Origin of the sequence: Streptomyces sp. NPDC006365, assembly GCF_042870755.1 — a bacterium.
Taxonomy (GTDB): domain Bacteria; phylum Actinomycetota; class Actinomycetes; order Streptomycetales; family Streptomycetaceae; genus Streptomyces; species Streptomyces xiangluensis.
Map to the genome: position 1 here is coordinate 329,540 of NZ_JBIAHS010000009.1, position 13,553 is coordinate 343,092.

General features: G+C 69.3%; 13 protein-coding genes. 8 read left to right on the forward strand and 5 right to left on the reverse strand.

Features of this window, described 5'->3' with window-relative positions; translation table 11 throughout:
* Positions 1 to 86 precede the first annotated feature (86 nt).
* Positions 87 to 821 carry a GNAT family N-acetyltransferase gene (locus tag ACFYO0_RS25790; protein WP_388680252.1) on the forward strand — a complete coding sequence of 245 codons (735 nt, stop codon included), beginning with the start codon at positions 87 to 89 and terminating at the stop codon, positions 819 to 821.
* Here ACFYO0_RS25790 and ACFYO0_RS25795 read toward each other — a convergent pair.
* On the reverse strand, positions 814 to 1,338 hold the full coding sequence (locus tag ACFYO0_RS25795; RefSeq protein WP_388680255.1) for a hypothetical protein: 525 nt from the start codon (positions 1,336 to 1,338) through the stop codon (positions 814 to 816). The genes ACFYO0_RS25790 and ACFYO0_RS25795 overlap by 8 nt on opposite strands.
* A 344-nt stretch (positions 1,339 to 1,682) precedes the next feature.
* Between ACFYO0_RS25795 and tpg the strand changes: the two genes are divergently transcribed.
* Entirely contained in the window at positions 1,683 to 2,024 is a 342-nt protein-coding gene (gene tpg / locus ACFYO0_RS25800) for a telomere-protecting terminal protein Tpg (RefSeq protein ID WP_388680393.1), read from the forward strand.
* Between the two features lie 859 nt (positions 2,025 to 2,883).
* Positions 2,884 to 5,088, forward strand: a complete 2,205-nt coding sequence (locus ACFYO0_RS25805; RefSeq protein ID WP_388680258.1) for an MMPL family transporter — start codon at positions 2,884 to 2,886, stop codon at positions 5,086 to 5,088.
* Positions 5,089 to 5,106: 18 nt separating this feature from the next.
* On the opposite strand, the gene ACFYO0_RS25810 is transcribed toward ACFYO0_RS25805, so the two are convergent.
* Positions 5,107 to 5,904: a phosphatase PAP2 family protein gene (locus tag ACFYO0_RS25810; RefSeq protein WP_388680261.1), complete on the reverse strand. Its 798-nt coding sequence runs from the start codon at positions 5,902 to 5,904 to the stop codon at positions 5,107 to 5,109.
* A gap of 394 nt (positions 5,905 to 6,298) precedes the next feature.
* Here ACFYO0_RS25810 and ACFYO0_RS25815 point away from each other — a divergent pair, with 394 nt between their 5' ends.
* Genes ACFYO0_RS25815 through ACFYO0_RS25830 form a run of 4 tightly spaced genes read left to right on the forward strand, consistent with a single transcriptional unit; the run spans position 6,299 to position 10,185 of the window.
* The gene (locus tag ACFYO0_RS25815) at positions 6,299 to 7,489 is read left to right on the forward strand and encodes an aminotransferase class I/II-fold pyridoxal phosphate-dependent enzyme (protein WP_388680264.1); all 1,191 of its coding nucleotides are present in this window, start codon (positions 6,299 to 6,301) and stop codon (positions 7,487 to 7,489) included.
* A gap of 38 nt (positions 7,490 to 7,527) precedes the next feature.
* Positions 7,528 to 8,706 carry a hypothetical protein gene (locus tag ACFYO0_RS25820; protein ID WP_388680266.1) on the forward strand — a complete coding sequence of 393 codons (1,179 nt, stop codon included), beginning with the start codon at positions 7,528 to 7,530 and terminating at the stop codon, positions 8,704 to 8,706.
* Positions 8,690 to 8,962, forward strand: coding sequence for an acyl carrier protein (locus tag ACFYO0_RS25825; RefSeq protein ID WP_388680269.1), 273 nt, complete (start codon positions 8,690 to 8,692; stop codon positions 8,960 to 8,962). Before ACFYO0_RS25820 ends, ACFYO0_RS25825 begins: the two co-directional genes overlap by 17 nt.
* Positions 8,959 to 10,185, forward strand: a complete 1,227-nt coding sequence (locus ACFYO0_RS25830) for a beta-ketoacyl-[acyl-carrier-protein] synthase family protein (protein ID WP_388680272.1) — start codon at positions 8,959 to 8,961, stop codon at positions 10,183 to 10,185. The genes ACFYO0_RS25825 and ACFYO0_RS25830 overlap by 4 nt, the downstream gene beginning before the upstream one ends.
* An 80-nt stretch (positions 10,186 to 10,265) precedes the next feature.
* Here ACFYO0_RS25830 and ACFYO0_RS25835 read toward each other — a convergent pair whose 3' ends face one another.
* Together ACFYO0_RS25835 and ACFYO0_RS25840 are read right to left on the reverse strand one after the other, a co-directional pair.
* Positions 10,266 to 11,057, reverse strand: coding sequence for a methyltransferase (locus ACFYO0_RS25835; protein ID WP_388680276.1), 792 nt, complete (start codon positions 11,055 to 11,057; stop codon positions 10,266 to 10,268).
* Positions 11,050 to 12,111: an NAD-dependent epimerase/dehydratase family protein gene (locus ACFYO0_RS25840; protein ID WP_388680279.1), complete on the reverse strand. Its 1,062-nt coding sequence runs from the start codon at positions 12,109 to 12,111 to the stop codon at positions 11,050 to 11,052. The genes ACFYO0_RS25835 and ACFYO0_RS25840 overlap by 8 nt, the downstream gene beginning before the upstream one ends.
* Before the next feature lie 293 nt (positions 12,112 to 12,404).
* On the opposite strand from ACFYO0_RS25840, the gene ACFYO0_RS25845 reads away from it, so the two are divergent.
* Positions 12,405 to 12,644, forward strand: a complete 240-nt coding sequence (locus ACFYO0_RS25845) for a hypothetical protein (protein WP_388680282.1) — start codon at positions 12,405 to 12,407, stop codon at positions 12,642 to 12,644.
* Between the two features lie 33 nt (positions 12,645 to 12,677).
* Here the strand turns inward: ACFYO0_RS25845 and ACFYO0_RS25850 are convergent, their stop codons facing one another.
* Positions 12,678 to 13,100: a hypothetical protein gene (locus ACFYO0_RS25850; RefSeq protein WP_388680284.1), complete on the reverse strand. Its 423-nt coding sequence runs from the start codon at positions 13,098 to 13,100 to the stop codon at positions 12,678 to 12,680.
* Positions 13,101 to 13,553: the final 453 nt, after the last annotated feature.

The window sequence follows — 13,553 nt, forward strand, 5'->3', positions numbered from 1 at the left end:
GGCGACCGTTGGGACATCATCAGCGCTCCGCGGAACGGATACACCGGTCCTGTGCTGGCCGGTGTGGCGGCGGGTAGCTCTCAGGGATGGCGAAGAAGACGAAGAAGAGGCCGGGCTCGTCCACCGGGCTGGCGCGGGTGACGAAGCAGAAGGTGATCGATGGCTTACCCGGGCCGGGCGGTGTGCGGATCCGGTACGCGGTGCAGGAGGAGGCCGAGGTGGTCACCGCGTTGCTGAAGACGGCCGCCGACGACCTTGAGACCGGCCATCTCGAGGCGCTCGCCGAAGGGCGGTGCGGGACGTGGCTGCTGGATGGCCTCGCGGGGGCCCGTCTGGTCGAACCGCTCGTTCGTGCGGCAACGGCTGGCGACCTGCAGTCGGCGGCGGCCGCGATGTCGCTGCCGCTGGTCGCCCAGGACCGCGACGGGCACGTCGTCGGAGCTCTGCTGGGCGTCCCGTCCGGCACGGTCATCTCCACGGTTACCCAGCTGCCGGGCCACGACCAGCACGCCCTGCTGTCGATGCTCAAGTACGCGAAGATCAAAGCGGTTGCGGTGCGCGAGGACGCCCGCGGGCGCGGGATCGGGGCGGCGCTGCTCAAGCGGTGCGTACAGGTGTACTGGCAGCTGGATTTCATGCTGTTGTTCGGGGGGTTCGAGACGCCGCGCGATCTCGGTCCGTACTACACGCGGCAGGGCTTCACCGTGCTGCGGCCCGGGCAGACGATCGACGTCGGCACTTTGCTGGCCGGCGTGCCGATCCAGCTGGGTGCGGGGCCGGGCGAGACGCTGTTCTACCGGTGGCGCGGCCGCGTCAGGTGACTGTTGTGGCTCCTTCGTCGCGCAGCAGGTCGGGGCGGGCATCGGCCAGGGCGAAGGCCCGTCGAAGCCCGGCCACGAGCGCGGCCTCGATGCGGTAGCGCCGTGCCCGTTCGTCCCGCTGGAGCAGGGGATGCGCGCCGTCTGGGCCGACGCGGCGCTGCACCGCCTTGAAGCTGGTCAGCGTGCCGCCGATCTTTGACGGTGGGATCGGGTGCGTCGGGTGATCGGCGAAGTGCTGCTGGACATCCTCGTAGGAGGCGGCGCCGCCCAGCTCGGTGAGCCGGCGCAGGACCGCCCGGGCCCCAGGCACCAACGATGCGATCACGCCGAACAGCAGCCGGTCCGTCCAGCCGTCCCCGAGGTCGTCATCGGCGAGATCCTGCGGGCCGGGCCGGGGGTCCGCGGCCGGTGCGTCCGACCACGCGTCCGGAACGGCCGGCCGCAGCCTGTAGGCCGCCTGGACGGCGGCTATCGCCTGCTCGTAGGTGTCCGTCTCGGTGTCGATCGTCAGCCGCACGATGCCCCTTCCTGTGATCGCTGCCCCCATCCTTCCCGTCTCCCGGCGTCCTCTGTCCACAGGGGAACAGGCATTGCCTGGACAGATGATCGACAGCGACGACACGCAGCCGCCAGCCCGGCCCCGGCCCACGGTCAGGATCCTCGACGCACTGAAGCGCGCGGAGCGCGCCATCTTCACCCGTCCCGCGCCGAAATCCCCGCGAGCCCAGATGAAATTCCTTCGCACGCGCGCCAAAGGCTCCACGAAGGCCCTGGCCGCCGACCTGGGCGTCTCCCGCAGCACCGTGGAGCGCGCTCCTCTCCGGCGCCTCCAAGAGGCCGCAGAAGCGCCTCCAGGCGGCCCTGACGGAGGCCACCGAGGAACAGTGGCAACCCCAGGTCAAGGCCCAGGCGTGGCAACGTGCAGGCACCTCTGGAGGGCTCGTCATATCGTGCCGGGCGTACTGCGGGTTCACGGCGAACGGGTCCTCGGACGAGGGTCGAGTGAAGGACATCATCACCGCCGTATCGCCCTCCCACGCCGCCCAGATCCTTCAGCTGAAGGAGGCAGGAGCGACGGACGAGGATCTGCAACCACTGCTCGCGGAGGCCATCACGTGGTCCTATTTCCAGGAGGGCGGCACCACGCGGAAGGGCCTGCGCGCTGATTTCACGGACGTGGAATGGCTCGATATCTCGTTTTAGCAGCGTGGAATTCAGGACTGCTATAAACCTGTGTCAATGAGCCGAAGCACGGTAGTTGTCACATAGGCAGACTTGTTGTCACTGAGTCTGGACGCCGACGGCTCCGCGACAGCGGCACTGGTGTCCTGTCGCACTGAAGCTGTCCGATTCTCATTCGTTCTCGCTCGTACTGTCGGATACTCATCGCGTCGCGCGCCGAGTGGGAAGCCCGATCGAACACCAGGTCGGTTGAGAGCGGCGAGGGTCAACGTTCTCAACCGACTGGCAGCCCAGCAGGTCAGTAGCCCGCTGCCTGCCAAATGCACTGCGACAGGACGCTCCTGTTCCGCATCTGCACAGCCACCACCCGCCTCGCCCTGCCGGAGACGCCACTGGGCCTGATCCCCGACGCCGCCGGAACGCAGCGACTGACCGCGACTGCCAGTGCGTCCAGCGCACGCGGGGTCTCCCGGCCGAGTTGAGTGCCAAGGGCCCGTGTCAACGCAGGGACCTGTCGCTGCTGATGGGGAGGTACGAGCCCAGTCAAAGCCGGTCGAACTATCACTGTCGATGATGTGAATTACCGCCCGAGCGGGTGAGGCAGCGGCCAATCCTCGTACCGCAGGAGGGGGTGCTCGATACGAAGATCGCCAATTTGTATGTGATCTTCGAGGGGGAACCCGCTCGTGTGTCTGCCCCGCGCCGTTGGCGCTACCGCCGCCATTTTGATCGCTCCGGGTGCCGGGCATCCAGCCCTCAGCGACGCAGGGGGACTCTCGTGACTATCGGTTCTGCGCGCGATGGCCGTGATGCTTGCAAACCACGGGACGGTCGTGCACCGAGTCGCAGTGATGCGGTGCCGGGCCGATCGGAGGCGGGCGTGGGTGTCGGCAGAAGCGGGTTGCTGTGCTGGCTGGCCTATCGCAGTGTCAGGGCTCCGATGCGCACCGTGTGGGCGGCGGTGCTGTGCGCTGCGGTTGTGGTGTGTGTGGCGGCGCTTGGCACGACGGCTGCCCTGTCGACGGGGGGATTCAACTCCGTGGGAACGGAGTCCGCGCATGCTGATGCGATGTTGCGGAAGTTCAGGGGGGCTGATCCGGGGCTGGTACTGCGGGTCCGGTCGGAGGGATCGGTCGACTCGGCTCAGGCGCGTTCGGACGGGGTGGCGCTGGCACGGCGGGTTGCTGCTCAACCTGGGGTGGCCGCGGTGGAGGCGTATTGGACGTCGCGTTCGCCCGCGCTGCGAGCGCACGATGGACGGTCGGCGCTGATCGGTGTCGCGCTGAAGGGTGATGAGGCGGCGCAGGCGCGTGCCGCGTCGCGGCTCGTGCCCCGGGTGACGGGTCGGCAGGGGATGCTGCGGGTGTCGCCGGGCGGACGGGTCTGGGGCGGGATCCAGGCGGCAGGGCTGGGTGAGCGGGACCTGGTGCGGGCGGAATTGGTGATCGCGCCGGTCGTCTTCGTGTGCCTGGTCTTCGCTTTCGGGTCGTGGCTTGCGGCGCTTTTTCCGCTGCTGGTGGGGGCCTTGGCGGTGGCGGGGGCGTGGGCGTTCCTGCGCCTGTTGGGTGGTGTGATGGAGGTGTCGGCGATCTCGCTGAACATCGCGACTGCTCTGGGCTTCGGGCTGGCCGTGGACTATGCGTTGCTGGTGGTGACTCGCTTCCGTGAGGAAGGTGCGCGGGGGCTGGCGGTGTCGGATGCCGCGGTTGAGGCGGCCCGGACTGCGGGTCGCAGCGTGCTCGTGTCTGCCGGTGTCGTGGCACTGGCGTTCTTGGCGCTGTGGGTGTTCCCGTTCCCGTGGCTGCGGTCGATGGCCGTGGCGGGGATCGCGGTGGTGCTGCTGGCGGCGACGGCGAGTGTCGTCCTGCTGCCGGCGCTGCTGGCGATGCTGGGTTCCCGGATCGGGCACCGCCAAGCGGCGTCGAGTCCGGTCTGGCGGCGGCTCGCCCGGTGGGTGACCCGGGTGCCGTGGCCGTGGGCGGCTTGCTGCGCGGTGCTGATGGCCGCGCTGGTGTGGCCGTTCGGTGAGGCCCAGTGGGGGTTCGCCGACGAACGTGCGCTGCCCGCCGGTTCACAAGCCCGGGAGTTCACCGAACGGCTCCGCACCGATTTCCCTGTCCAGCCCGACCGCGATCTCATCTTCGTGCTGGTCCCGGTGCCCGATGACCGCGAGGTGGACGACTACGCGCGGCGCATCAGTGCGGTGCCCGGCGTCGTCGAGGTCACCGCCCCGACGGGCCGCTACCAGGACCGTCATCGCGCCGCATTCGTCAAGGCGGTGCCGGATGGGGCGAAGGCAGTGTGGCTGAAGGCGTCGACGGGGCTGGATCCGCAGTCGACGGCGGCCGCACGCCTGGTAGAGCGGGTGCGGGAGTTGCGCGCGCCCGGACCGCGCTGGGTGGGGGGTTCGCCTGCCCGGCACGTCGATGCGAAGACGGCTCTGGCCGATGGGGTGCCCTGGGCCGTACTGCTCATGGCGGTTACGACGCTCGCCGCGCTGCTGCTGTACACCCGGTCCGTGCTGATTCCGCTGAAGGCCGTCGCGATGGCCGCGCTGAGTCTGACGGCCAGCCTGGGCAGCATGGTCTACATCTTCCAGGAGGGCCATCTGCGGTGGCTGGTCGGCGACTTCACGACCACGGGCTTCCTGGACATGACGATTCCCCCGCTGCTGTGTACGATCGCGTTCGCGCTCTCGCTGGACTACGAGGTCTTTCTGCTGGCCCGGGTCAAGGAGCACTACGACGCCGGCGGGGATCACCGGGAGGCGATCGTCGAGGGCATCGCCCGCACGGGCCGGCTCATCACCGTGGCCGCCGGGGTCTTCGCCATCAGCATGGCCGGACTGGCGAGTTCCGCCATCACGACGCTGAAGATGATGGGCGTGGGACTGGGGGTGGCGGTCCTGATCGATGCCACGCTCGTGCGCGGCATCCTGGTGCCGGCCTTGATGCAGTTGACCGGGCGGGCCAACTGGTGGGCCCCGGCATGGGTCAAACGACCTGCCCCGCGGGGAGCGAACGCCCCGCAGCACGGGCAGGACATGGTGGCTGAGAGTCCCGCGGAGGCGTCTGCGGCTCACTGACGCTCTACGGTGCGGCGGTCAGTTGCTGTCGCGGCGGGTGAGCCACCTGGTGAGGAAGACGGCCAGTCCGGCGGTGGCCATTCCCGCGGCAGCGTCGAGGACGTAGTGGTAGCGGCAGTACACCACGGACACCGTGAGCAGCGCGGTGGCTGCGATCATCAGCCGTTTCGCAGGGCGCGGTACGGGGGCGGCCCGCACGCAGAGCGCCGCTGCCCAGGCGCCGGCGACGTGGGAGGAGGGAAAACAGGTGCCGGGCGGGTCGGCGCTTGCCATCAGTTGCGCCTGGAGGGGCTGGGCAAGGTAGCCGTGCAACTGATCGGGGGTGAACGCCGGGGCGAGCGCGGTGATGGGACCGGCGAGGGGCAGCAGCATGAAGCCGAGGAAGCACAGGTAGAGGGCAAGGCACAGAGCGAGGACGTAGCGGTGCAGGGCCTGGTGCATGCCTTTGGCTAGGAAGTAGGCCGGGGGCAGCACGAAGTACAGGTAGTAGGAGCTGTAGCTGAGGCTGAGGGCCTCGGTGAGGGGGCGGGAGGCGAGGGCGCCGAGCAGGAGGTTGGGGTAGGCATCGAACAGGTGCTGTTCCCAGGCCAGCATGACGTCGTCGAGCAGGCGGCCGTGCAGGGCGAGCGACTGAGGGCCGGACGCGGAGAACAGCAGCGGCGCACAGGCCAGCGGGTACAGCGCGCGCACGTTTGCCAGGGCTGGCGATGCCCAGTGGCGGTGTGCCGCCGCGCAGCCGAGGACGAAGCCGGCCAGGGTCGCGTAGGCCCCCGTCAGCCACGCGGCGTGCGGTACGGCCTCGCGGCCCAGGACCACCGCCGTGGCAGCGAGGAAGAGGTACCCGAGGGTTACTTTCTCGACGGCCCTCAGGAGGGGCCGGGCTGCCGGGTGGGGATGGGTTCGGCGGGCGATCGGCGGTGTGGTCCGAACGGGTGATAGCTGTGCGGGGAGAGAGGGCCCTCCGTGCAGTGTCCGGGCAGGCGCCGACGCGGGGTGAGGACCTCGATGCGTGGAGGGTTTCCGCTGATCAGATGTGGTCAAGGGACCTCGTATGTCCTTGCGTTGAGTGTCAGGTCTCCGGATAGGAGACACTCACAATTACAGCTTGTCATCACATGACTCCAATGGGCTACGGTTGCCGAGATCTTGGAGTGCATGCTGTGACAAGGGCAGGTAAGCGATGTCATATGTGAGTGGAGCGGCGGCTTCCTTGGTCGCCATCAACAGGGCCCGGGAAACCGGCGGTTATCCGTTTTTCCGTCGGATCACAGGGCAGCCGGCTCCGGGGGAGGTCTTCATCGAGGGCCTACGGGCGATCAATGCGGCCTCCGGTGACTATCTGGGCCTGGCGGCGGATCCACGGGTACGCGAGGCGGCCGCGGCCGCGGCGCGCGAGCTGGGCGCCTCCTGCTCCGGCTCACCCGTAGTGATCGGCACCTGGTCGGTGCACGCGCAACTGGCGGAGGAACTCGCCGACTTCCTGCACCGTCCGGCGGTGCTGCTGGCCACGACGGGGTTCCAGGCCAATCTCACCCTGGCCTGCCTCTTCGGTGAGGACCGTGCGGTCATCGCCGACCGGCACATCCATGCCTCTCTCGTCGATGCGTTGCGGCTCGGAGCCGCCAAGAACCGCCGGTTCCGGCACAACACGCCCCGCCACCTGGCGCGGCTGCTGGAGGAAGCGTCGGGACAGGGCCTGTCGCCGGTGGTGCTGACCGAGGGAGCGTTCTCGCTGGGCGGGGAGCTGGCCGTACTGCCGGAGATCGCTGATCTTGCCGGACGTCATAACGGCATGCTCATCGTCGACGGGGCTCACGACATCGGCATCCTGGGCCCATCGGGGCGCGGAGCCGGAGAGCACCTCGGCTGCGAGCAGAAGATCGACGTACTGTCCGGGACATTCTCCAAGGCGTTCGGCGCCGGCGGCGGATTCATCGCCGGTAGCACCGAACTCATCGAGCACTGCCGCGTGTTCGGGCAGGCCACCGTCTACTCGGCGTCCATGCCGCCACCGACCGCGGCGGCGGCGCTCACCGCGCTGCGCATCATCCGGGACGAGCCCGAACAGCGCGCCGTACTGGCACGCCTGGCGGACCGTCTGCACGACGGACTGGCCGAGCTGGGATACGCCCGTCCCCACTGGGCCAGCCCCATCGTCACACTCCCGGCCGGCGACGCCGACCAGTGCCTTCACACATGGCGGGCGATGCTGGAGGCCGGTGTGTTCACTGCGCCGTTCATGCCGCCGGCCGTCCCGCCGGGACAGTCCCTGCTGCGCCTGTCCGTCACCGCAGCCCACACCGAAGCACACATCGACCACATCCTGGAGATCGTGGGCCAACACCTGCCGGCCATCGACACCACTGGCGTGGCAGCGGGGCCGATCCCGTGTCCGGCCTGATGCACGCTCCCCGGCCCCCGCAAGGCGACGCCGACATCGTGACAGTCGGCAGCCGCGCCGACATGGATGACTTCATCAGGCTGCCCTACCAGCTGTACCGGGCGCACCCGCACTGGGTCGCCCCGCTGGAAGTGGAACGGCGGCAGTTCCTCAACCCGCGCCGCAACCCCTACCTGCGCCAGAGCGACGTGAGCTACTTCCTGGCTCGCCGCGGCCGAACACCAGTGGGCCGAGTCGCGGCCATCATCGGCCCGGACGGACCAGCCCGCCAACGCCAAGGCTACGTGGGCTTCTTCGAGTGCACCGAAGACCCTGCCGTGGCGCGCGCCCTGTGGGAGCAGGCAGTGGCCTGGCTGCGGGAGCGGGACGTGCAGACCGTGACGGGCCCGATGAACCCGAACATGCACCACGAGTGCGGACTGCTCGTCGACGGCTTCGACGACGCCCCCCGCATCGGCATGCCCTACACCCCTCCCTACTACCCGGACCTGTTCGCCGCGGGCGGCTTCACCCCGGTCAAGGAACTGCTGTCGTGGCGGCTGTCCCCGACCAGCCCCAGGCTCAAACGGTGGGCCCGTTACGGCGACATGCCTCGGCGCAAGGGCGGCCTGACGGTGCGAGCAGCAAACTGGCGCCGCTTCGGCAGCGAGTCCGATCTCGTGCGGGAGCTGTATCACGCGTGCTGGCAGGACAACTGGGGCTTCGCGCCGGCGACCGACGCGGAGTTCACCTACCTGGCTCGGCAGATACGGCTGCTCGCCCCCACCGGCGTCCGCATCGTCGAGCACGAGGGAACCCCCCTCGGCTTCAGCATCCTGCTGCCCGATTTCAACCAGGCCCTGGCGCGCGCCCGGGGACACCTGACCCGCTACGGCTGGCCGGTCGGAGCCTGGCGCGTGTGGCGGGGCCGGCACGCCATCACCCGGGGCCGCGTGATGGCCCTCGGAGTCCGCGAAGGCAGCCGTGCCCAAGGAGCCACGCTCGCCCTGGTCGCCGATGCAGCGGCCAGCGCCCTCATGCGCGGCTGGAACGAGATCGACGTGTCCTGGGTCCTGGAGGACAACCAGGCCGCCAACAAGCCGCTTGCCGCCGCCGGCGCCACGGTCCACAAACGCCACCGCCTGTACGCGCGCTGTGTCCGCCACAGCGAGCCGTGCTCATGCCTCGCTGCCCATGACCACCCCGCCCTGGAGGCCACCCATGCCGCTGACGTATGACGACGTCGTGTCGATCCTCGCCGACATCACGGGAATGGACGAGGACGAAATCACCCCGCAGACCACCTTGCTGGACGTAGAAATGGACTCCCTGCTCCTGGCCGAATTCGCCACCCAGCTCGCCGAGCGCCACGGCGTCGACCTGGCGGACAGTCTGGACATCACGCCCGAGACCACGATCGCCGACTTCGTACATGTACTGGCCGAGCAGTCCTCCAGCGCTGAGGCTGCTCCGTCCGTCCTGAGTGCGCTGTGACCCTCGACATCGCCGTCACCGGAATCGGGCTGATCACACCGGTCGGTGTCGGCTCCGACTCGACCTGGCGAGGCTTGTGTTCAGGGCGCTCCTTCACCGCTGCCCAGGATCCGCTCCTGACCGGGCTACCGGTGGACTTCTCCTGCCCCGTCCAGAACTTCGACGCATGCGATCACCTCCCGCGACGGACCGTGCGGCGCACCGACGCCTTCATCCACTTCGCGCTCGCCGCCGCCCAAGAAGCCGCCCAGGACGCCGGCCTCGCACCGGGATCCGCCGAGCCCACCCGCATCGGCGTCGTCCTCGGCGTCGCCTCCAACAGCCTCACGGGATACGGCAGGGTCTTCGAGCTCCTTCGAACCGGTGAACACCACCTGGTGTCCCCGCTGGTTGTGCCACGGAGCGTGCCCAGCATGGCAGCCGGAGAGGTAGCAGCTCACCTCGACTACCGAGGCCCCAACTTCACCGTCTCCAGCGCCTGTGCCTCAGGCGCTCATGCCATCGGTATCGCCCGCGATCTCATCCGCTCCGGCACCTGCGACATCGTGCTGGCCGGCGGTGCGGAATCCGGCCGCTCCCCCTTCAGCGCCATCAACTTCGCCCGTCTGGGTGCCCTGTCCACCCGCCGGCACGATCCGTCCGGGGCCTCCCGCCCCTTCGACCGCGACCGCGACGGCTTCGTCCTGAGTGAAGGCGCGGCAGTCCTGGTCCTCGAACGCGGTGACCACGCTCGCGCCCGCGGTGCCGCCCTCCACGGTGTCGTCGCCGGGTACGGCGCCTCCGCCGACGCCCACCACCCCGTCAACCCCCACCCCGACGGGCGCGGCCTGCAGCAGGCCATCAGGACAGCCCTGACCGATGCGGGCTTGACGCCCGCCGACCTCGATCATGTCAGTGCTCACGCAACCTCCACCCCGGCCGGAGACCTTGCCGAAGCCCGCGCCCTGAGCCACGTCTTCCCTTCCACGCCGCCGCCGGTCACGGCCCTGAAAAGCCTGCTCGGGCACGCACTGGGTGCGGCGCCGGCCATCCAGGCCGCCTGCGCCCTGCTGGCCCTGCGGCACCAGGCCATCCCACCCACAGCCAACCTCGACAACCAAGACGCCGCCATCGACCTCGACATCGTCCGCAAAACCCCGAGACCCGCGCGCCTGCGCACCGTTCTGAGTACCGCGTGCGGCTTCGGCGGAGCCAACGCCGCACTCATCCTGCGTGGAGTCTGACCTGCATCCGGTAGCACCGAAGCGAAGCAGAAACTTGTGTGGGGGCCTCCCCGGCCAACGGGGCGGCCCCCCACAGCGTTTCAGGCGGTAGTGCCGCCGAGGTAGGTACGGACGATGAACGGCTTCTCCCGCACAAGGTAGAAGACGTAGATCAGTACCTGGAACACGGCCACGCACACCAGCCCGGCCACCGACCGGTAGCACAGCGCCACGCCATAACCGTGCAGGTTACCCACCCCATACATCGGGTTGCGCAGCCAGCGGTACGGGCCGCGGACCACGAAGCCGTCCGTCACGCTAGCCCGCCCCAGGAACATGTCCCGGCAGTAGTAGGTGTTCAAGCCGGTCAGCCAGGTCGCCCACAGCTTCGTGCCGAAGCCCACGATGCCCAACACCACGCCCAGCACCACCCACAGACCATCGACGCCCACCTCGGGCAACTGGCCAGGGAAGGCTGCCATCAGCAACCCCTGGCACAAGCCTTGCTGCAGAAACAGCAGCCCCAGCACGAAGTCGAACCCTTCCACAGCCCGTGCCTCACCGACGGCATGGCTGAAGCGGCGGGCAACCGCCGTGTCCAGCACAGCGATCAGGCCGCCGTAATACAGGACCGCGATCACCACCGCATACCCGACCGCTGCCCATCGCACCGCACCGCTGCCTGCGGCGGCGCGGATCTGCTGCTCGGCGATGAAACCGGCAGCCACCACACACGCCCACACCGCAGTGCGCAGCACGCGGCGTCCGGGCTGGTCCAGGCGCAGCCCGGACATGCCGATGACCGCGACCCCCAGCTGCCCGAGCACTCTCCATGCCGCGTGGAGCGACGGCGAGCCAGCAGGTGCCGGGGCCAGCTCGGTGGTCTCAGCCATGAAGCATCTCCCTGAAAGCCTCTCGCAGCCCGTCCTCAAGCCCCACCCGGGCCCGGAACCCGAAATCCCTGTATGCGCGGTCCGCGCTGGCAGTCCACGAGCCGGTCACCGCCTCGCGCGCCTTGTCCCGGTTGAACACCGGTACCCCGCCCCGCAACCGCCCGGCCGCCTCACTCACCATCCCGGCCGCCCGGACCACAGCCGGCGACACGGGCAGCACCAACGGCCTGCCGCAGCCCAACAGCGCACCAGCCGTCCGCACCAAGTCAGCAAGGGTGTAATCAACCCCGTCGCACAGGTGATAGACACCGCCGTGGGACTCGCCCGGACCAGCGGTACGCCCATACAAGCCCGCGGCGATCAGCCCGTCGCACAGATCGTCCACGTGCAGCACCGAGTAGACGCAATCCGCCGGGCCGGGCCGCACCACCACCCGTGTACGGGCCATCGCGGCGAGACTCGGTACGAACGCCACATCGGACGGCCCGTACACGATCGGAGGGCGCACGATCACGGTCGGCACCTGCCCGGCGAACCGCCGTGCCGCCTGCTCCCCGGCCAGCTTGCTGACTCCGTACCACGACACCGGGCCGACCCGGTCCTCCTCACGCCGCGCCCGCCGCGGCGCGGGCGCGGGACCAGCCGCGGCCAGCGACGAACACGCCACCAGCCGCGGCGGCACATCCGAGGTAGCCAGCACGCCCGCCAGCACGCCCGTCGCCACGGTGTTGGCCAGTCGGAACTCGGCACGCGACGCAGCCCGCACCGCAGCCGCCAGATGAACCACCACATCCGCGCCCGAGATAGCCTCCAAGACCCCCGAACCGGTGAGCAGATCCACTACGGCGACGTCGACCGGACAACCGTCCAGCACCCGGCGATCGGACTGCGGCCGCACCAGCGCCGTCACCCGGCCACCGCCCTCAACAATCCGGCGGCACAAACGACGGCCCACGAACCCCGTGGCCCCCGTGACCACCACACGTATCCCGCTCACGTCCGGCGACACAAACGGCTGCTCTGCCTCACGAGGTGGGTTGATCGAAATCGTCACGCCTGCACGCTAGAGGGCACATCCCCCATTCAGCGCAACAAAGGCCGGTCAGACCCCGATCACCACCCAGACGAATGACCCTTCCCCGGGGCCCTCACCTGCGGGAACCCCAGCGCCCCGACAATGCGCGTTCGGTAGCCCACGGGCAGGCGGACAACATGATCAACGGTTTACCTCTTTGAGGTGATCCCACGCAGACGCCCCTGTCTCACAGCACGTGATCACGCGCATTCTGGCCGCCTGACATCCAAGAAGCCCTTGAGTTGTTTCGCGACCTATTTCTCACAGGAGTGATGCCGTGGCGGACCTGCCTGAAGACCGCCGGGATTTCGACTGGGGGGGCCTGCTTCGACGTCCTTTTTGAGGATCACGACGTGCTGATGCTGTTCGACAACACTCTCGACGGCATCGAGGACGCCGACAGCGACATCCATCAGTCCATGGGCATGGTCAACCTCGCACCGCACGCGTGGTTCGCCCCATTCGACCCCGAACAGGGCCGTGACCCCGATCGCGGCTTCCGCCGCCCCTGACCGCAGCCTGCCGTCGGATGCCCGGCGCGCGTGTCACGCCGATGCGGCGCCGGACGCGTCCACGGGAGGTGGCAGGGTGCGCAGGCGTTCGCGTAGATCGGCGACGTACTCGGCGGGGCGGGTGGCGAGCAGACCTTCCAGGCGCCCCAGACGGGTGCGGGCGGTGGCGCGCAGGCGGCTCGGCGGAACCCGGTCGAGGACGTCCAGGGCGCGTTGAGCGGCGTCGGACGGCGTCTCGGAGGCCTCGGCCTGGGCGAGGACGAGGGTAGCGGCAGCCCATCCGGGGGTGCCGGGGGTGCAGGCGGCCGCGGAGGCCTCGGCGCGGGCGCGGGCCTGTTCGGTGCGGCCCAGCGTGAGGTGCGCCTCGGCCTGGTGCAGGGCAAGTTCGGGTTCGTCGAAGCCAAAACGGCCCGGCGCTTGGCCGACCTCATCGGCTTCGAGTTCGGTGAGTGCCACGTCGAGGGCGGCGTTCGCTTCCCGGTCGCGGCCCTGTTGGGCGAGGGTGGGCAGCAGCGCCCACCTTTGACCCGCCCTTCCGCGAAGACGTCATCATCGTCCCGGGGCACCATCCCGCCTACGGCTGGCTCTGCAAGGTCGGGGGCTGCCAGAGGGCTTCGGACTCCGGCCGGGAGTTCTGCCAGGCTCACAAGCGGCAGTGGTTCGAGCTGCGGAACAAGGGCGGGAACGTCACCGAATTCCTTCACGTCGCCGAGCCCTTGAAGTCTGCCTACTCCTGGCACGTCACCCCGGACTGCCTGGTCTGCCCGGATATCCCCGCGTTCAGCGGCAACCAGCTGTGTTACCTCCACGAGCATCAGTGGGACCAGCGGCGCAGGGATCACGAAAAACGGACAGGCTACCCACTCGCCTTCGAGACGTGGCTGGTCGCCGCCAGGGCCTACCCCGCGC

Coding starts and splice junctions, on each gene's coding strand:
- ACFYO0_RS25845 (WP_388680282.1), top strand. CDS start 12,405: ATGCCGTGGCGGACCTGCCTGAAGACCGCCGGGATTTCGACTGGGGGG.
- ACFYO0_RS25835 (WP_388680276.1), bottom strand. CDS start 11,057: ATGGCTGAGACCACCGAGCTGGCCCCGGCACCTGCTGGCTCGCCGTCG.
- ACFYO0_RS25790 (WP_388680252.1), top strand. CDS start 87: ATGGCGAAGAAGACGAAGAAGAGGCCGGGCTCGTCCACCGGGCTGGCG.
- ACFYO0_RS25825 (WP_388680269.1), top strand. CDS start 8,690: ATGCCGCTGACGTATGACGACGTCGTGTCGATCCTCGCCGACATCACG.